We start from the raw sequence: 17,942 nt of genomic DNA, 5'->3' as shown, positions 1-17,942 counted from the left end.
GGACAGCACCAGTCGAAAAGCCGTTTCCGCCGCGCCATAAAGGGGCTTTAGTAGAAGCAGAAGATCTTTCCACCACACACTTCCCACAGACGAAGGAGTCACCATGGCACCCGCCGATTTCACTACTGGTGCCCGTCCGGTCAAGGCCGCGCGGGGTACTGAGCTTACTGCCAAGTCGTGGCAGACCGAGGCGCCGTTGCGCATGCTGATGAACAACCTGGATCCGGAGGTCGCTGAGCGCCCGGATGATCTGGTGGTCTACGGCGGCACCGGCCGTGCGGTGCGTTCCTGGGCTGCGTTTGATGCGATTACCCGGACCTTGGAAACCATGGAGAAGGACGAAACCCTCCTGGTCCAGTCCGGTAAGCCGGTGGGTGTGTTCCGCACTCATGAGTGGGCTCCCCGTGTTCTGTTGGCGAACTCGAACCTTGTGGGGGATTGGGCGACGTGGCCCGAGTTCCGCCGCCTCGAGGCTGAGGGGTTGATGATGTATGGGCAGATGACTGCCGGGTCCTGGATCTACATCGGCACCCAGGGCATTCTTCAGGGCACCTATGAGACGTTCGCTGCCGTGGGGAACAAGCTCGCTGCTGAGGGGCGCCACCCGGCCCCGGCCTCGGAGGGTTCTACTGAGGGGCCGCTGGCTGGGACCCTCACCCTCACCGGTGGCTGTGGTGGCATGGGCGGTGCCCAGCCGCTCGCGGTGACCCTGAACGATGGTGCGTGCCTGATCGTCGACGTCGACGAGACCCGCCTGCGTCGTCGTGCCGGCAAGCGCTACCTGGACGAGGTCGAAACCGATCTTGACACCGCCCTTGCGAAGGTCCAGAAGGCTAAGGATGAGCGCCGCGGCTGGTCCGTGGGGTTTGTGGGTAACGCCGCGGAGGTGTTCCCGGAACTGCTTCGCCGTCATAGGGCCGGGGAGATCACCTTCGATGTGGTCACTGACCAGACCAGTGCGCATGACCCGTTGTCTTATCTGCCTGAGGGCATCACGGTGGCTGAGTGGCACACCGAGGCCGAGGCGGATCCGGAAGGGTTCACCAAGAAGGCCCAGGCTTCCATGGCCCGGCACGTGCAGGCGATGGTGGAGTTCCAGGACGCCGGCGCCGAGGTGTTCGATTATGGCAACTCGATCCGTGATGAGGCGCGCAAGGGCGGCTACGAGCGGGCGTTCGAGTTCCCCGGCTTCGTCCCGGCGTACATTCGTCCGTTGTTCTGCGAGGGTTTGGGCCCGTTCCGCTGGGTTGCCCTGTCGGGTGATCCGGAAGACATCGCGGTGACGGACGCGGCGATCAAGGAGCTCTTCCCGGAGAACAAGCACCTGCACAAGTGGCTTGACGCCGCGGCGGACCGGGTGGAGTTCGAGGGCCTGCCGGCACGTATTTGCTGGCTCGGGTACGGCGAACGCGCCAAGGCCGGTCTGCTGTTCAACCAGCTCGTGGCCGAGGGCAAGGTCAAGGCCCCGATCGTGATCGGCCGTGACCACCTGGACTCCGGGTCTGTGGCGTCCCCGTACCGGGAGACCGAGGCCATGGCTGATGGTTCGGACGCGATCGCTGACTGGCCGTTGCTGAACGCGCTGATCAACACTTCCTCGGGTGCTACCTGGGTGTCGATCCATCACGGCGGCGGGGTTGGTATTGGCCGGTCCCTGCACGCCGGTCAGGTTTCCGTGGCCGATGGTACCGATCTGGCCGCTGAGAAGCTCGAACGGCTCCTCACCAACGATCCCGGCATGGGCGTCATCCGCCACGTCGACGCCGGCTATGACCGCGCCGTCGACGTCGCCAACGAACGCGGCGTCCGCATCCCCATGAACGAGAAGTAGGCAACAAAAGTGACTATTACTACCCACGAACCCCTGACCGTCACCCTCGGCTCCAGCGGCGTGACCCCGGAAGACGTGGTCGCCGTCGCACGCCACGACGCCAAGGTGACCATCTCCCAGGAAGCCCTGGACAACGTCGCCAAGGTCCGCGCCCACATCGATGACCTCGCCACCAGCGACGTTCCCGCCTACGGCATTTCCACGGGCTTCGGCGCCCTGGCCAACCGCCACATCCCCAACGACCTCCGCACGCAGCTGCAGAAGTCGCTGATCCGCAGCCACGCCGCCGGCATGGGCCCGGCCGTGGAACGCGAAGTGGTCCGCGGAATCATGTTCCTCCGCGCCAAGACCTTGGCATCGGGCCGCACCGGCGTCCGTCCGGTGGTCCTGCAGACCATGGTGGACGTCCTCAACGCCGGCATCACTCCGCTGGTCCGCGAGTTCGGTTCGCTCGGTTGCTCCGGCGACCTTGCCCCGTTGTCCCACTGCGCGCTGGTCCTCATGGGCGAAGGAGAAGCAACGGGTCCCGACGGCGAGCTCTACGGCGTTTCCGGCAAGGCAACGGTCGCGGAGCTGCTCGCCCAGCACGGCATCGAGCCCGTCACGCTGGCTGAGAAGGAGGGCCTGGCCCTCGTCAACGGCACCGAAGGCATGCTCGGCATGCTGCTGATGGCCATCGCCGACATCCGCCTGTTGCTCGCGACGGCGGACGTCACCGCAGCGCTCAGCGTCGAGGCACTGCTGGGCACCGACCAGGTGTTCCTCCCGGAGCTCCACGCAGCCCTGCGTCCGCACCCGGGCCAGGCTGCCAGCGCCGACAACATGCTCCGTGTGCTGTCCAACTCGCCGATCGTTGCCTCCCACAGGATCAACGACACCAAGGTGCAGGACGCCTACTCGCTGCGTTGTGCCCCGCAGGTTGCCGGTGCCGTCCGCGATACCGTAGATCACGCCGCGCTGGTGGCGTCCCGCGAACTCGCTGCGGCCATCGACAATCCCGTGGTCCTGCCCGACGGCCGCGTCACGTCCAACGGCAACTTCCACGGCGCCCCCGTGGCCTACGTCCTGGACTTCCTGGCCATCGCCGTTGCGGACCTCAGCTCCATCGCCGAGCGCCGCACGGACCGCATGCTGGACCCGGCCCGCTCGCACGGACTCCCGGCCTTCCTCGCCGGAGACCCCGGCGTGGACTCCGGCCTGATGATCGCCCAGTACACGCAGGCCGGCCTGGTCTCGGACAACAAGCGCCTGGCCGTTCCGGCATCGGTGGACTCCATCCCGAGCTCCGCCATGCAGGAAGACCACGTGTCCATGGGCTGGCACGCAGCCCGGAAGCTTCGCAAGGCCGTGGAGAACCTTCGCCGCGTGCTCGCCGTCGAACTTGTCACCAGCGCCCGCGCCATTGACATGCGGACGCAGATGTCCGACGGCGAACTCACCCCGGGTCCTGCCGGTACGGCAGTGCTTGAGGTGCTTCGCGAAGTGGTCCAGGGACCGGGGACCGACCGGTTCCTGTCGCCCGAACTCGAAGCGGCCGACCGGTTGGTTGGCTCCGGCGCGGTCCGTGCGGCCGCCGAATCCGCCGTCGGGATTTTGGCCTGACGTCGAATAAAACGCTCATTTGATGGGCAGATTTGTCACGCCCCGGACTTTGTTCGCAACGCAATCTCCGGGGCGTGGCAAATGTAGTAGAACTTATGGTGTACGTCACGTCCGCGACAACGGTGTCGTGGGCTTGGCGGTCAACCGTTCAACAACTCAATACACAACAGAGAACATCCACAAAGGGGTAGAAGTTCAATGAAGGCACGCGGAGCAGTCCTGTCCAGGCGAAACGCTCACTCGGCTACGGTTTCCGATTGGAAGACGCTGAAAGTTGGCGAGCGGGTGGAAGTGGTCAAGTACGCCCACGTCATCGCCGCCGGCCTGGTGGAGGAAATTTCCAGCAGCGGAAACGTGGTGTGGCTTGAGCACTCGGGGCCGGGCGTCACCGAAGAGGGCAAGGAACTGTTCATGAAGTCCGACGGCGTCACTCTCCGCCGGGCGTAGCAACCGAACTGAATCGCAGGTTAAACAGAAACCGGGGCTCGTCCCCTTCCGCGGGTAGTAGATGCGGAAGGGGACGGGCCCCGGTTTTTGGCGTCGCTGCCAGGAAATACGTTGGGGTATCAGGCAGCGAGTACTTCGTGGGTCTGACCGAAGGGAACGGATTCGTCCAGAGCCACGGTGTAGGTGCCGGGCTCGTGCCGGGTCACCAAAATGCCGCAGTTAGCGTCTGCTGCTGCGTTCTCAATCAGGGCATCCACAGCGCGGTCGAGTCCGTCGTGGATCTCGTCTGCCTTGGAAAAAGACAGGCGAATTTCGCGTTCTGCAACCATTGCAGGGGTCATTTGGGGGCCTCCTATTACATGCCGCATGCGAGGGCGACCCATCAATCATAGTCGGAGTGAACGGAATATTTGTAAGATGACTGGCAGGCTCGTGACCTGGGTCTCATCCGTGGGCCAAGGGGCGTGCAGTTTCACGGGGCCAGTTGCGGCAGGGGATCACGACGTGTGTGCGGAAGGCCATACCCGACGCGAGTTGGCAATTAATACCAATGTTTGAGCGGAACATCGGCATTAAGTGCCAACTCGCGGGGGGTTGCGCCCCCAAGACGTGGTGGCGGGATTCGAACCCGCGTGCGCTGCTTTGCAGGCAGCTCCCTGGCCTCTCGGGTACACCACGTGGAAACGACACTAGGCGCCTTGCCGGGGGCGGATCAAAGTTCATTTCCCAGGCTTTCGCAGGGCTACGCCACCTTGCGCCGGGCTACGCGATGTTGCTTTTGGTTGCCGTCAGTGACGCGCGTCGGGCCAGCTTCGAAACACCCGCGGCGACCAGCAGTGTGAGGATGGCTGCGGCCATGTGCGTGTACAGCATGAGGTGTACCGAACCGCCGCTTGGTGCGGTCCCGGCGGGCACGTCCGCCAGGACCTGCCCTCCATGAAGATGGTCCAACAGCCCGCCGCCCGGGAAGAAGCCGCCGAAGGCGTCCAGTCCGAAGTGCAGCAGTTGTTGCGCCAGCCCGGCAAACAGCAGGAGCAACAAAGGCCCGTGCACCCAGCGTGCGATCAATTGCGCGGCCAAACAGCCCAGCGCGGCCAAGGCCAGGAGAACCGGGATGGCGGGAGCACTGCCGCCCGCGATCATGTGCGCCGTGAGCCCAAGGGCAACGGCGGCCGGCCCGGCCACCCAGGCCCACTTGTCCTGCACAGGAGCTGCGCGCATCGCCATCCTTCCCTCCCCACAGGCTAAACGGAGGATGGCGGCCGCGAAAAGGCCCCGGGATGGCTACGCCAGCAGCGTGTTCACCAACCGGGCAGCCACCTTCGCGGTTCGTGCATCGATATCGAAGTCCGGGTTCAGCTCGGCGACGTCCAGATGGAGGAGTTTCCCACTCGCGGCCACCTGGCGGCAGATCGTGCTGATCACCGGAAGGGGAACGCCATACGCGGCAGGCGCACTCACCCCGGGAGCTACCGAGGCAGGCATCACGTCAAGGTCGATCGTCAGGTACAGGACGTCCACGCCAGCCAGGAAGTCGGCAACAAAAACCTCCACGGCCTCCGGCGAGCACGACTCATCAAGAAGGTATTTCACGCCCAGCCGGTCCGCGGTGTCGAAGAGGGTCCGCGTGTTGTTGGGTTCAGAAATGCCGACGACGGCGTACTGCAGTTCGCGTCCGGCGGCAGCTTCCGCGTGGGCCATCTGCAGGAACGGCGTGCCCGAACTTGGCGTCGGCTCGTCACGGAGGTCAAAGTGTGCGTCCAGGTTCAGCACGCCCAGCCGCTTGCCGCGGACGGCGTCAGAACCGGCTACGCCAAGGTAGCTGGCAAAGGCGGTCTCGTGGCCGCCGCCCAGCACCACGGTGAGGTTTCCGGCGTCGAGCAGTCCCGAAATGGCGTGCCCGGCACGCTCTTGGCCCGCTTCCAGTGAGTCGTCCTCCACAACCACATCGCCGGCGTCGAACACGTCACGGTCAAGGTGGTAGGCCAGCGGACCCAGCGCCGAACGGATGGCGGCCGGGGCCTTGGCCGCCCCCACACGGCCCTTGTTGCGGAGCACCCCGGCATCGCTGCAAAAACCAAGTATGACGGCGGGACGCGAGGCAACCGCGGCTGCTTCGGCCGTGTGCGGGGTGATGGCCTGCCACCAACGGCGGTGCTCGGCGCCGTCGCCGTCAAAGCGGCCGGTCCACGGGGTAGGGCTGACGTCTACAGTTACGGCGCGTGTTTCCATGCTTTAAGCAGACCGGACCCGGACTGCCAATACCAGCAGTTCCGGGTCCGGGGTGTCTGAAATACCGGAATGCCTACTTGACGCCCAGGAGTTCCTCAACGGTTCCGATGCCGAAGAAGAGCAGGAACGCAGCGGCCACAGCCCACATCAAGGGGTGGACTTCGCGGGCGCGGCCCTGGAAGGTGCGGATCAGCACGAACGAGATGAACCCGGCACCCAGGCCGTTGGCGATGGAGTACGTGAACGGCATCAAGGCGATGGTCAGGAACGCGGGAATCCCGACTCCCCAGTCCTGCCAGTCGATCTTCCCCACCTGGGAAACCATCATGAAGCCCACGACCACCAGCGCGGGGGCCACGGCTTCGAACGGCACCAGGTTGATCAGCGGTGTGAAGAACATGGCAATGAGGAAGAGCACGCCGGTCACGATCGAGGCCAGACCGGTACGCGCGCCTTCGCCGATCCCCGCGCCGGATTCAACGAAGATCTGGTTGGAGGAAACCGAAGCGCCGCCACCCACGATTGCACCGAGGGCATCCACCTGGAGGACCCGGTCCACGTTGGGGATGTTGCCGTCCTTGTCCACGGTTCCGGCCTCGTTGGCCAGGCCCACCATGGTGCCCATGGCGTCGAAGAAGATGCTGAGGAGGATCACGAAGGCCAGCAAGGCGGCAGCGATAAAGCCGAGGTGTTCGAACGCGCCGAAGGGGTTGGCCTTGCCGATCAGGGACAGGTCAGGGGCGCCCCACTCGGAAAGCGTGGGGGCCACGAGCGACCAGCCGCGGGGGTTGACGTTCTTGCCATCAAAGCTGGGGCCGATGTGGAGCGTGAATTCGAGGATCGCAGCCAGGGCGGTGGAGACCACGATGCCGATCAGGATGGCGCCACGGACCTTGCGGACCACCAAGGCGATGGTCAGGATCAGGCCCACCGCGAACACCAGGGTGGGCCAGCCCATCAGCTTGCCGTCCACGCCAAGTCCCAGCGGAACTGTGGTGCCTGCGGCGTCCGGGATGCGGCGGACGAATCCGGCATTGACCAGGCCGATCAGGGCGATGAACAGGCCGATGCCCACCACGATCGCGGTCTTGAGGGCCTCCGGTACTGCCTTGAAGACGGCGGTACGGAAGCCCGTGAGGACCAGGATGAGCATCGTGACGCCGGAGAGGACCACGAGCCCCATCATGTCTGGCCACGTCAGCCCCGGGTGCGAGGCAACGGTGACGGCCACGAACGCGTTGACGCCCAGGCCCGTTGCCACGGCGAACGGGTGCTTGGCCCACGCGCCCATGAGGATGGTCAGGATGCCCGCCACGAACGCAGTGGTGGCGGCGACAGCGGTGAAGCCGAGCGATGCTCCACTCGAGTCGGCTCCGGAGAGGATCAGTGGGTTCAACACCACGATGTAGCTCATGGCGAAGAAGGTTGCGAAACCGCCACGGATTTCCCGCGAATAGGTGGAGCCGCGCTCGGAGATCTTGAAGTAGCGGTCGACTGCAGAACCTTGTTTAAGCATGAAGGACTCCGGGGATCGAGGGGAGTGTGCTCTCAAATCCTATGCGGTCGGATATGGGCGCACCGGACCATTCGCCTAGTCTGTAAGGAAGCCAACACTAGGAGAAACCGCCCCATGCGCACCATCCGCCCGCTTCTGGCCGCCGTCGTCGCTGCTCTTGCCTTCGCGTCCGCCCTGCTGTTTTCTGCGGCTCCAGCGTCCGCGCATGATGTCGCCGAGTCCACGGCGCCGGCGAACGGTGCCAACGTGGCGGAAGTTCCGGCGTCGGTCTCCATTACTTTCAACAACCGCCCGTTGGCGATCGGTTCGGGCGTCACTGTCACCGCGGGCGGCGAAAACTGGGCGGATGGACCCGTCGAAATCATCGATAACCAGGCAGTTCAGAAGCTGCGCGACGGCGCGCCGGCAGGCGAATACACAGTGGTTTGGCGCGTGGTCAGCTCCGATTCCCACCCTATTGAGGGCACGTTTACCTTCACGGCCACCGCAGGGAGCACGACGACGACAGGCGGCACTGCGGTTGCCTCACCGTCAGCTTCGGCTCCTTCAGCTTCGGTACCTTCGGCGGGAACGGCGGCGCCGGGAACGGGTACCAGCGAGCCGGCGGCGGACGCATCGCAGCCCTTCCCCTGGAGCATCGTAGGACTGGCGGTGGTGGCTATCGGACTCGTTATTTACCTGGCCGTTACCGCGCGGAAGAAACTGGCGGCCTCAAACGACTCGGACGGCCAAACTCCCGCGGAATAACGGGGTTTTCTACGTACCTGCGAAGATCTCGAAACGGTCACCACGACACGCCAAAAGGGTAGTTCTCGTTACTTAAATGTGACTTCCGGGTGATCTTCGCGTACGGTGGTACCTGTGCCTGTTCCACGTAGCGGGCACTTCCGGCCTGATTGCCTAGCTCTGCCGCAGTCCGGAATCCGTTCGCAGACAAACCTTACGGCAGAGACGGGGAACCCATTTTAGGTCGCTTTCGAGCGTGCCTTGGGGTGAAGTCACGATGCTTCCGCTGAACAGCGGGGGATAGTGACCGGGTGACTCCCATCCGAATCCGACAGCTAACCTCGCAGGCATCGGGAGAGGCTCTTTCATGTCTTCACGCATTCTTCGCGGCCGTCGTAAGGCGGACAGCGTACGTCCTAATCCGTTCATCTCCATCTCCAAGGCTGTTGCCAGCAACGCTTCCGGCGCTGGTCGCCAGGCAGCTGTTATCGCAGCAGCTTCGGGTCTCGTTCTGACCGGCTCCATTGCTGCCCACGCAGCCGAGGCTCCGGTACAGCGGGATTCCAGCCCCGCCACGGTCGCCGAGACCGCATCCGAGGCTCCCACCCAGGTTGTTACCGCCTTGTCGACGGCTACCGTCAACTTCGAGCGCCCTGCTGTTGCTTCGGTTGCAGCACCGGTCATCGAAAAGCCGGCTCCGGTTGCTCCGGCTCCCGTTGCCAAGAAGGCAGCAGTAACCACCGCCGCTGCAGCAGCCCCTGCCAAGGCTGCCGCTGCTGCTCCCGCCGCACCGGCCGCCGCTGCTCCTGCAGCTGCTCCCGCCGTCGGTGGCGTCAACGCAGCCATGGTTGCCTCGGCTTACGCCCAGATCGGCATCATGCAGGACTGCACCGCCATGGTGGAAAAGGCCCTCGGCTCCGCAGGCATCCCCGTTGGTGACCTCGGCCCCATGCAGTTCATGAACTACGGCAAGGTTGTCAGCGACCCCCAGCCCGGTGACATGATCGTCCAGTCCGGCCACGTTGCAATCTTCATCGGCAACGGCCAGGCCATCAGTGGTGGCATCAACGGCAACCAGACGGGCATCCACCCGATCAGCTGGTTGACCGCAACGGGTCCCCTGACCTACGTACGCGCAGGCGCATAAGCCTCACGCACCAACAAAGGCCGGTGCCTTCGAAGATTCTTTTCTTCGTAGGTACCGGCCTTTGGCGTTAAGTTCTGTGCGTTAAAGTTCCAGCCTTAGGGCACGACGGCGGTTCGGCGCGTCTTTGTTGGGTGGCGTGCCGGGGTTTGCGGCGTGAGGTTCCCGGGACGTGGACTTCCTAAACGGTGGCGATGCCGGGTCCTGCCGGCAGGGCCACCTTGGCTGAGATCGCCTGGCCCACGGCCTTGGCCTGTCGAAGCACTTCCTTGGGGGTGGGCGTGATGAGTTCCCCAACGCCCACAAGGTGCATTCCGACGGCACGCATGGCGGCTACGAGGTTCTGGCCGATGGAGATTCCCAGTTCTGCCAGCATTCGGCGCAGCTGGCTCTGGGCACAGCGGGTCACCACGATGTGGTCGGCCAGGAGAACGCCGTTGGCTGTGTGGACAGCCCACTGGCGCGGCATGGATTCGAGTGGGCCGGACACATGGAGGCCGGTCCGGAGCCCGGCTGTGGTCATGCTCGCGGCCATTCCGAATCCCAGCTGCTGAGAGGGATCAGAGCCCAGGAAATCAAGGCGGACGGCACGGGTGGTGTTGCGGACGTCCAGATGATGGCTTGCGGCATAGTTCCGCAGGTGACGGAGGATCTCAGTGCGTTCTTTCATTGCTGCGGGATCGGCGACGTCGCATCGTTGAAGCATTCCGGTGTGGACTGAAGGGCCTGCGGCTGATATGGCGCCGAAGCCGTCCACAACGATCGAGCCCACGCCATAGCGGCTGAGCTCACTGGCAACTGCCAGGCCGGACAGGCCGGCTCCGATGACCACGGTGGTGGTGCGTTCCGTGGCGGAATCAGGCGTGGGTGACACTGCTTGGTTCCTCCTTGACGTGTGTGCCCTGAGGCAGCGCGTGGGATCGCGTCCGAGTTCCCCAAGCGGCCGCAAATAAATGGCCGGAGTGTGTCGCGAAACACGTTTGCCGGCCATTCGGTGACTCGAACACTACCGAACTTTTTCGGCCATGGATAGCCTCGCGCATCCGCGTGTTTTGCGTGTTCATCCGCAGCGCAAAAAGGGTGCTCCGGAACCGAGCCCGGACCGTTATACACATAGCCCAAAGTCGCCTTGATTCGTCATTGCCGACCGAGAATAGTGGGCATTGGAAGGAGAAATTTCCTGGTTTCTCCTGCCCCGGTCATTGACATTCAGGCCGTCAGGGAATCCGACCCGGAGAACCTCTGGCAGAATGGCCGGAACATCAAGCAGTAGGTGGAGAGGCAGGCCCCCATGGACCAGCACGGCAGACACAGTGAAGAGCCACTCGACGGCGAGGACCAAGCTGTCGCACCAGGTGGCATCGTCGTTGGAGTGGACGGATCCGAACACGGCCAGTGTGCCTTGGTGTGGGCCGCCCGGGAGGCTGAACGTCGGCAGCTTCCCTTGCACATCGTCACTGCGTACTCGGTACCGATCTTCGCCGCTTCCGGACTGGATGGCGGCTACGCAACGGTGGACGATTCGGTGATCCGCGAAGGTGCCGACGCCATCGTCAAGCAGGCCATGGACAAGGTTTCCGGCTATGCCATCGACGTCGATGCTTCCGTGGAGAACGGTGACGCCGCAGGTGTCTTGCTGGACCTTTCGGCGGACGCTTCGCTCCTGGTGTTCGGCAGCAGGGGTCGCGGCGGCTTCGTCGGACGTCTCCTGGGCTCGGTGAGCAGCGCCCTGCCTGCCCACGCCAAATGCCCCACAGTGACTGTCCCGCTGTATTGCGCCGACCGCCTTGGTGAGAACACCGAGGACAAACACATCAAGGCCGAGCACGCCAAGGCCGGCCCACGAACCGTGGAGAACGTGGTTGCTGTGGGCGTTGACGGCTCCGAGCAGGCCCGCGTGGCAGTGCTTGAAGCAGCCGAGCAGGCGCAGCGCATGGGAGCCAAGCTCCGAGTGATCTGTGCTGTGCCGCAGTACAGCGGCTCATTGGCCTGGGTGCCCGCTCCTTTGGATCGCGATGCACTCTTTGCTGACATCAGGGTTCAGCTTGATGCTGGTGTGGCCTGGTTGAGGAGCCACTTCCCGGCCTTGCCCATCGAAACTGAGCTGCGGGACGGTTCGCCGGTGGATGTCCTCGTGGAAACCAGCCGTGGTGTTGAGCTGGTGGTTCTCGGCACGCGCGGCCGGGGTGGCTTCGCGGGGATGCTCCTTGGCTCCACCTCTGACGGCGTCCTCCACCACGCCAAGGGCCCGGTGTTGGTCGTTCCGGACCGTGAGGATCCCCGGCTCGCCGATCGTCCCAAGTTTGGACCGATGCTCGGCGCAGCGTAAGCCACGGCCTGCACCGTGTTTATCCTGGACATCGCCGACATTCGGGGAGGCATGCTCCCGGAAGTGGGTGGAAAGGCGGCCAACCTGGGTGAGCTGGCGAGTGCTGGCCTGCCCGTGCCGCCCGGCTTCTGCCTCACCACGGCTGCCTACAGGCACGCCCTGTCAGCTGCCGGATTGGAAGAAGTCTTTACGGCCTTGAGCGCCGTCAGCGCTTCTGGGCTTGAACAGCTGAACCGCCATGCCACCCGCGCGCGGTCCTTGGTCCTCGACGCCGCCATGCCCCACGACGTCGTCCAAGCAGTGCGCGCGGCCTATCTGGCCCTGGGAGACAACGTACCTGTCGCCGTCAGGTCCTCGGCCACCGCGGAGGACCTGCCTTTCGCCAGCTTCGCCGGCCAACAGGACACGTTCCTGAATGTGGTGGGCGTGGACTCGGTGCTGGACGCGGTGAAACGCTGTTGGGCCTCCCTCTGGACGGACCGTGCCGTGAGCTACCGGACCAGCACTGGGATCGATCATGACTCGGTGGCCTTGGCCGTCGTGGTTCAGGAGATGGTGGACTCCTCAGTGGCTGGCGTCATGTTCACAGCCAACCCGGTGACGGGGAAACGACATGAAGTGGTGATAGATGCCAGCCCCGGTTTAGGGGAGGCCGTGGTATCCGGAGCCGTGAATCCGGACCACTATGTTGTGGACAGCCACCGCGGCGCCATTCTGGAAACCACCTTGGGTGACCGGCAGGTGGAGATCCGCCCGCTCCCTGGGGGTGGCACCGAACGTGTTGAGTTGTCCAGCCGTGACAGGTCCGGCGACGCCAGTCCGCAGCCGTGCCTCACCGATCAGCAAATCCAGGCACTGGCGAAGCTGGGACGGCGAGTGGAGGACCACTACGGGGCTCCCCAAGACACTGAGTGGGCCATCGATGACGCCGGAAAGCTGTGGCTCACCCAAGCCCGTCCCATCACCACGTTGTACCCGCAAACCACGCGAAACCCTCCATTGCCCGGTGACCACGCATTCTTGAACTTCAGCCTCGCCCAAGGCCTCACCAGGCCTCTGACTCCCATGGGGTTGGCTGGCATCCGGCTCGTAGCATCCTGTGTAGCCAAGGCCGCGGCTTTTAACGTCCCGGATCCCCGCTCTGGACCGCCGCCGTACTACGAGGCCGGGCAGCGCATCTTTTTCGACTTCACGGCGGTGCTGCGGAGTCGGATCGGGCGGGTCATCGTGCCGCGGGTCTTCGACTTTATGGAGGCCCGATCAGCCACGGTGATGCGTGGACTTTTTGATGACCCCCGCTTTTCGGTGACCATCAAAACGCCCTTTAAGTTGATTCGCCACGTGGCTCCGGTTGCAGCTAAGTATCGCGTTCCCGAATCCCTGCTCCGCGGACTGTTCCGTCCGGCCGCGGCAATGAAAAGCGTGGAGCGCGTCAACGCGGACCTTCGCACCACCTTCATGGTCCCCGGCCAGGCCACCGCGCACCAGCGGATCGCCCACGTGCAGAGAATCCTCGGAACGGAAGTCTTCGCCACTGTGCCGCAGATCCTGCCCTTGCCGGCCCTTGGCTTCGCGATGCTGGCGTTGGTGCAGCGGCTGCTCGGTGAGCAGGCTTCCTATGACGAGCTCCAAACTGTGATTCGCGGTCTCCCGAACAACGTGACCACAGAGATGGATTTGGCTCTCTGGCACCTGGCCTCGGATATCCGACACGACCCCGACGCCGTTGCCTCCATGGCTGGGCAGACGGCGGCGGAGCTGGCGGACCGGTATCGGGACGGCACGCTTCCTCCCGTTGCACAGTCAGCGTTGAAGGCGTTTCTGCGCATTTACGGCCACAGGGCGGTTGCAGAGATTGACCTCGGTATGCCCCGCTGGTCCGATGACCCCACACACATCCTTGGAGTCGTGGCCAACTACTTGCGGCTTGAGCCCGGCGCGGAGACACCGGAGCAACAATTCGCGAAAGCAGCCCGGGAGGCCGATGAACAGATCGCACGCCTCGTAGCCAGGGCAAGGGGCAAGAGCCCGCTCCATGCCGCGATGGTGCGGACCGCCTTGGATCGCACCCGGAGGTTCGCTGGTTTGCGGGAGTTGCCTAAGTACAACCTCGTCCTGGGGCTCGCGGCGGTACGGGAACAACTGCTCCTGGTTGGCAGCGAACTGGCGGCATCTCAGCGGATTGACCAGCCTGAGGATATCTTCTTCCTAAGCCTCGACGACATCGAAGCCGCCTTGGCAGGGGATGCCCTCCACAAAGTCATTGCCGAGCGCCGGGCCGCTTACCATCAGGAACTTCGGCGCAGGCATATTCCGAGGGTCCTCTTGTCTGACGGCACGGAGCCCGAGGCCACGGCCGGGGCTCACGGAAAACTGCGCGCAGGCACGTTGTCCGGCAGCCCGGCGTCGGCAGGTCTGGTGACCGCACCTGCGCGCGTCATCATGGACCCTGTTGGCGCGCATTTGGAACCGGGGGAGATCCTCGTGGCGCCGTCCACGGATCCTGGCTGGACGCCGTTGTTCCTTACGGCCGGTGGACTGGTCATGGAGATGGGTGGGCCCAATTCGCACGGCGCGGTAGTCGCCCGCGAGTACGGCATCCCTGCGGTGGTCGGTGTTCCGGATGCCACAACACGGATCAAGTCAGGCCAGCACATCACCGTGGACGGGGCGGCCGGAACGGTCAGCACTGTGGACCCGGACGGACTAGCCGACTAGGCGTGCTGGTGTGATTCGTGCTCCGAGTGACTCACCGGCTCCAGCTGGAAGGTGCAGTGCTCGGTATCGAAATGCCGGCCAAGGCAGGACCCCAACTGATCCAGGATGCTGTCCGCACCGGTGGCGTTGAGGACCTCGTCCTCCACCACAACGTGGGCTGAGAACACGGGCACGCCGGAGGTGATGGTCCAGATGTGGATGTCGTGGGCTTCCACCACACCCTCCACGGCCAGGATATGCTCGCGGATCATGTTCACGTCCACGCCCTTGGGAGTGGCTTCCAGCAGCACATCCACCACGTCGCGGAGCAAATGCCAGGCGCGTGGGATGATCATCAGGGCTATCACCACGGAGGCGATGGGGTCGGCTGCGTCGAACCCGGTGGTCATGATGACGATGGCTGCCACGATCACGGCAATGGAACCGAGAAGGTCTCCCAGGACCTCCAGGTAGGCACCGCGGACGTTGAGGCTCTCCTTTTGCGCTCCCTGCAGGATCAAGAGGGAGACCAGGTTGGCCACGGCACCCAGGATGGCGGCCCAGAGCATCATGTCGGTGCGGATTTCAGTGGTTTCGCCAAAGCGGCGGATTGCCTCGATCATGATGACCACGGCGATGACAATGAGGATCAGGGCGTTGGCCAAAGCTGCCAGCACCTCGGCCCGTTGGTAGCCGTAAGTTCGTTGGTCGCTTGCCGGGCGCGTGGCGATCCACGCCGCCATGAGCGCGATGAAGACGCCTGCGGCGTCGGACAGCATGTGCCCGGCATCAGCCAGCAGGGCCAAGGATCCGGAGACGACGGCGCCAACCACCTGGATGCCCACCACGCCCAAGGTGATGGCCAAGACGGCGATGAGCCGCTTCCGATGCTTGCCGGTCGCCGTGACTCCGTGCGAATGGTTGTGGTCGTGCCCCATGGTTATAAGGCTAGCCCCAGCCGAGTTCATGCAAGCGGTCGTCGTCAATCCCGAAGTGGTGAGCAATCTCATGCACCACGGTTATGGCCACCTCGTCGATGACTTCCTCACGAGTGCCGCAGATGTTCAGGATCGGCTGGCGGAAGATAGTGATCCGGTCCGGCAGTGATCCCGCATCCCACCACGAATCACGCTCTGTCAACGGGACGCCCTCGTAGAGGCCTAACAGCACTGTGTCCGGATCTTCATCCGGATGCGGGACGTAGTCGTCCTCAATGAAGATGGCCACGTTATCCATGGCGCTGGCTGCCTTGGGCGGGATCAGCTGCAAGGCATCGCTGACGGCTTCTTCGAAATCTTCGGGGGACATCATGAACGGGGGAGCGTCCCCGGCATTCCGCTCCGGCAGCCGCGACGACGGACGATCGCCGTCGGGAACGATGGGAAGGCCGGGAGGAAGATTCGCGGGCATGACTCGACTTTAGTCTGCGATGGCAGTATTGGCGCGGTGTGTGATGGGGGATACTGAACTCAATCCCTTTTCGACAGACACAGGAACCGCATGACTTCCACCGCTTCCCTCATGCCTGAGCCCCTCGACGTCGTGGTCGTCGGTGAGGCCCTGATCGACATCGTGCAGTCGCCCGATGGGCAAGCCGAATACCCCGGAGGATCGCCGACCAATGTCGCCTACGGGTTGGGCCGTCTGGACGTCAAAGCAGGCTTGCTGACCGCCATCGGTCGCGACCAGCGTGGGGACGCCATCGCAGCCCATCTACAAAGCGCCGGAGTGGTTCTGTTGCCGGGTTCCAAATCGATGGGAAAGACAGCGACGGCGACAGCCCGGATTGCTGCCGACGGCTCGGCCGCGTACACCTTCGACATCGAGTGGGCGCTTGCCCCGCTTGCGTTGCCTTACGCGCCGAGGATCCTACACACCGGTTCCATTGCCACTTTCCTGGAGCCGGGTGCCGGAGTTGTCCGGAGCTTGTTGGAACAGGCCCAAGGCGGATGCATGGTCACGTACGACCCCAATATCCGCACCGATCTCCTCGGAAGCCACCATGAGGCACTTGGCCTGTTCGAAGAGATGGTGCCGCTGACCGACGTCGTGAGGATGAGTGCCTCCGACGCCAATTGGCTTTACCCAGGCAAGGCATTGGAGGACATCGCTAGCCATCTCCTGGCGCTTGGCACCACCTTGGCCGTGATGACTGAGGGAGCGAAGGGCTCGCTGATGGCTACGCGCCACATACAGCTCCGCGTCCCCGCAGTACCTTCCACGGTGGCGGACACCATCGGCGCGGGTGACTCCTACATGTCAGCGTTGATTATGGGGCTGCTCCTGCGTGGCAGCGACGGGCTGGCCCCCACGGTGCTGGAACGGATCGGCACCATTGCGTCGATGGCGGCGTCCATCACTGTGGGCCGCCCCGGCGCCAATCCGCCCACGCACCGCGAACTGCTGGCGGGAATGGCCCGCTAGCGACTCCTGCGCCGTGTCAGTCCGACGCCGACCAGGCACACCACGCCACCGATCAGTCCCCAGATGGTGGGGACTTCCTGGAGGACGGCCCACGAAATCAGGATGGTGGTGCCCGGTACCAGGTACGTCGTCGCGGCCAGTTTGCCCGCGGAGATGAGGGACAAGGCGTAAGCCCACGTGGTGAAGGCGATGGCCGTGGGGAAAATGCCCAGGTACACCAAGCCGAGGGTTGCCGGGAGCGGCGCGGCCTGGACCTCGGAGATCAACTGGCCCGTCCACGGCAGGCAGCAGATCGCGCCAACCATGATGCCAAACCACGTAGCCTGTCCCGCCGTGAACTTCCGCAAAACGGGCTTTTGCAGGATGGCGCTCACTGAGGCGAGCACGGCGGCAAGCAAGCACAACAGCACACCCGCCACGTCCGCCGTCGAACGTTGCCCTGAACCCAGGGCGATCATCGCGACGCCGCAGAACGCCACTGCGCTGCCGATCAGCAGCCATTTGGGGAAGCCCTCCTTGAGGAAGATGCCGGCAAGGATCGCGATCAGGATGGGCGAGACGTTGATCAGCATGGCGCTGGTGCCCGCGTCGAGCATGTGCTCAGCCGCGTTCAGCGCAAGATTGTAGCCGCCGAACCACATCACCCCGTACGCCACGATCGGCAACCATTCCCGGCCTTTCGGCCAAACTTTCAGCGTCGGCAGCACCACGATGCCAAGCACGACGGCGGCAACCGCCAAACGCCCGAGCGTCAAAGACCCGGGGGAGAAGCTGGGGCCGACGGCGCGGATGCCCACAAACGCCGAAGCCCAGAGGACGACCGTGACGATTACGGCGGCGATGCCGAGTTTGCTGATGGCCGCTCCCGGCGCGGGGGTGGTGCGCGGAGGCAGGCCCGGGGAGGGCTGGCCGGGTTCGGCCGGGGAGGTGGTTGTCATAGAGCCAATCTAGCCGTGGCGGGCCCTGAACGGCTGGCGGTTTTCGGACGCGTCAA

The 17,942-nt window shown here is 64.3% G+C and carries 16 protein-coding genes, 1 tRNA gene and 1 riboswitch; of the genes, 8 read left to right on the top strand and 9 right to left on the bottom strand.

Translation table 11 applies throughout. From position 1 onward, the window contains the following. Positions 1-103 precede the first annotated feature (103 nt). The 3 genes from ACR30Z_RS09740 (at position 104) to ACR30Z_RS09730 (ending at position 3,880) form a co-directional block, all read left to right on the top strand. Positions 104-1,831, top strand: coding sequence for a urocanate hydratase (locus ACR30Z_RS09740; protein ID WP_434372324.1), 1,728 nt, complete (start codon positions 104-106; stop codon positions 1,829-1,831). A 9-nt stretch (positions 1,832-1,840) separates the two neighbouring features. Beyond that, positions 1,841-3,433 (top strand): histidine ammonia-lyase, encoded by a 1,593-nt coding sequence (hutH, locus tag ACR30Z_RS09735; RefSeq protein WP_434372322.1) that lies wholly within the window; start codon positions 1,841-1,843, stop codon positions 3,431-3,433. A 198-nt stretch (positions 3,434-3,631) separates the two neighbouring features. Then, positions 3,632-3,880 (top strand): hypothetical protein, encoded by a 249-nt coding sequence (locus tag ACR30Z_RS09730; protein WP_144651965.1) that lies wholly within the window; start codon positions 3,632-3,634, stop codon positions 3,878-3,880. Positions 3,881-3,999: 119 nt separating this feature from the next. Here ACR30Z_RS09730 and ACR30Z_RS09725 read toward each other — a convergent pair whose 3' ends face one another. The 5 genes from ACR30Z_RS09725 to ACR30Z_RS09705 form a co-directional block, all read right to left on the bottom strand. After that, positions 4,000-4,221, bottom strand: coding sequence for a hypothetical protein (locus ACR30Z_RS09725; RefSeq protein ID WP_434372320.1), 222 nt, complete (start codon positions 4,219-4,221; stop codon positions 4,000-4,002). Positions 4,222-4,487: 266 nt separating this feature from the next. After that, a tRNA-Cys gene (locus tag ACR30Z_RS09720) sits at positions 4,488-4,558 on the bottom strand. A gap of 84 nt (positions 4,559-4,642) precedes the next feature. Beyond that, positions 4,643-5,101 carry a hypothetical protein gene (locus ACR30Z_RS09715; protein ID WP_434372318.1) on the bottom strand — a complete coding sequence of 153 codons (459 nt, stop codon included), beginning with the start codon at positions 5,099-5,101 and terminating at the stop codon, positions 4,643-4,645. Positions 5,102-5,164: 63 nt separating this feature from the next. After that, on the bottom strand, positions 5,165-6,112 hold the full coding sequence (hutG, locus tag ACR30Z_RS09710) for a formimidoylglutamase (protein ID WP_434372316.1): 948 nt from the start codon (positions 6,110-6,112) through the stop codon (positions 5,165-5,167). Between the two features lie 73 nt (positions 6,113-6,185). After that, positions 6,186-7,628, bottom strand: coding sequence for an NCS2 family permease (locus tag ACR30Z_RS09705; RefSeq protein WP_434372314.1), 1,443 nt, complete (start codon positions 7,626-7,628; stop codon positions 6,186-6,188). A 114-nt stretch (positions 7,629-7,742) separates the two neighbouring features. On the opposite strand from ACR30Z_RS09705, the gene ACR30Z_RS09700 reads away from it, so the two are divergent. Both ACR30Z_RS09700 and ACR30Z_RS09695 read left to right on the top strand, forming a co-directional pair. Next, positions 7,743-8,375, top strand: coding sequence for a copper resistance CopC family protein (locus ACR30Z_RS09700; protein ID WP_144651960.1), 633 nt, complete (start codon positions 7,743-7,745; stop codon positions 8,373-8,375). Between the two features lie 174 nt (positions 8,376-8,549). Continuing rightward, positions 8,550-8,718, top strand: a riboswitch (cyclic di-AMP (ydaO/yuaA leader). A 3-nt stretch (positions 8,719-8,721) separates the two neighbouring features. After that, on the top strand, positions 8,722-9,501 hold the full coding sequence (locus ACR30Z_RS09695; protein ID WP_144651959.1) for a hypothetical protein: 780 nt from the start codon (positions 8,722-8,724) through the stop codon (positions 9,499-9,501). A gap of 178 nt (positions 9,502-9,679) precedes the next feature. Here the strand turns inward: ACR30Z_RS09695 and ACR30Z_RS09690 are convergent, their stop codons facing one another. Then, positions 9,680-10,372, bottom strand: coding sequence for an FAD-binding protein (locus ACR30Z_RS09690; protein ID WP_167510502.1), 693 nt, complete (start codon positions 10,370-10,372; stop codon positions 9,680-9,682). A gap of 417 nt (positions 10,373-10,789) precedes the next feature. Between ACR30Z_RS09690 and ACR30Z_RS09685 the strand changes: the two genes are divergently transcribed. Further along, positions 10,790-11,827 (top strand): universal stress protein, encoded by a 1,038-nt coding sequence (locus tag ACR30Z_RS09685; protein ID WP_144651958.1) that lies wholly within the window; start codon positions 10,790-10,792, stop codon positions 11,825-11,827. 51 nt (positions 11,828-11,878) lie between these two features. After that, positions 11,879-14,545, top strand: a complete 2,667-nt coding sequence (locus ACR30Z_RS09680) for a PEP/pyruvate-binding domain-containing protein (RefSeq protein WP_434372568.1) — start codon at positions 11,879-11,881, stop codon at positions 14,543-14,545. Here the strand turns inward: ACR30Z_RS09680 and ACR30Z_RS09675 are convergent. Together ACR30Z_RS09675 and ACR30Z_RS09670 are read right to left on the bottom strand one after the other, a co-directional pair. Continuing rightward, positions 14,542-15,462 (bottom strand): cation diffusion facilitator family transporter, encoded by a 921-nt coding sequence (locus tag ACR30Z_RS09675; protein ID WP_434372312.1) that lies wholly within the window; start codon positions 15,460-15,462, stop codon positions 14,542-14,544. The two genes, ACR30Z_RS09680 and ACR30Z_RS09675, sit on opposite strands and share 4 nt — an antisense overlap. 10 nt (positions 15,463-15,472) lie before the next feature. Beyond that, on the bottom strand, positions 15,473-15,934 hold the full coding sequence (locus tag ACR30Z_RS09670; RefSeq protein WP_144651956.1) for a metallopeptidase family protein: 462 nt from the start codon (positions 15,932-15,934) through the stop codon (positions 15,473-15,475). A 90-nt stretch (positions 15,935-16,024) separates the two neighbouring features. Between ACR30Z_RS09670 and ACR30Z_RS09665 the strand changes: the two genes are divergently transcribed. Further along, the gene (locus ACR30Z_RS09665; protein WP_434372311.1) at positions 16,025-16,948 is read left to right on the top strand and encodes a carbohydrate kinase family protein; all 924 of its coding nucleotides are present in this window, start codon (positions 16,025-16,027) and stop codon (positions 16,946-16,948) included. On the opposite strand, the gene ACR30Z_RS09660 is transcribed toward ACR30Z_RS09665, so the two are convergent. Beyond that, the gene (locus tag ACR30Z_RS09660) at positions 16,945-17,886 is read right to left on the bottom strand and encodes a DMT family transporter (protein ID WP_434372310.1); all 942 of its coding nucleotides are present in this window, start codon (positions 17,884-17,886) and stop codon (positions 16,945-16,947) included. The two genes, ACR30Z_RS09665 and ACR30Z_RS09660, sit on opposite strands and share 4 nt — an antisense overlap. Between the last annotated feature and the right edge of the window lie 56 nt (positions 17,887-17,942).

Origin of the sequence: Paenarthrobacter sp. FR1 (assembly GCF_051106045.1) — a bacterium.
In the GTDB taxonomy this organism is placed as follows: Bacteria; Actinomycetota; Actinomycetes; order Actinomycetales; family Micrococcaceae; genus Arthrobacter; species Arthrobacter nitroguajacolicus_A.
Note: the sequence above shows the minus strand (reverse complement) of the source record. Positions and strands in the feature narration are given on the sequence as shown.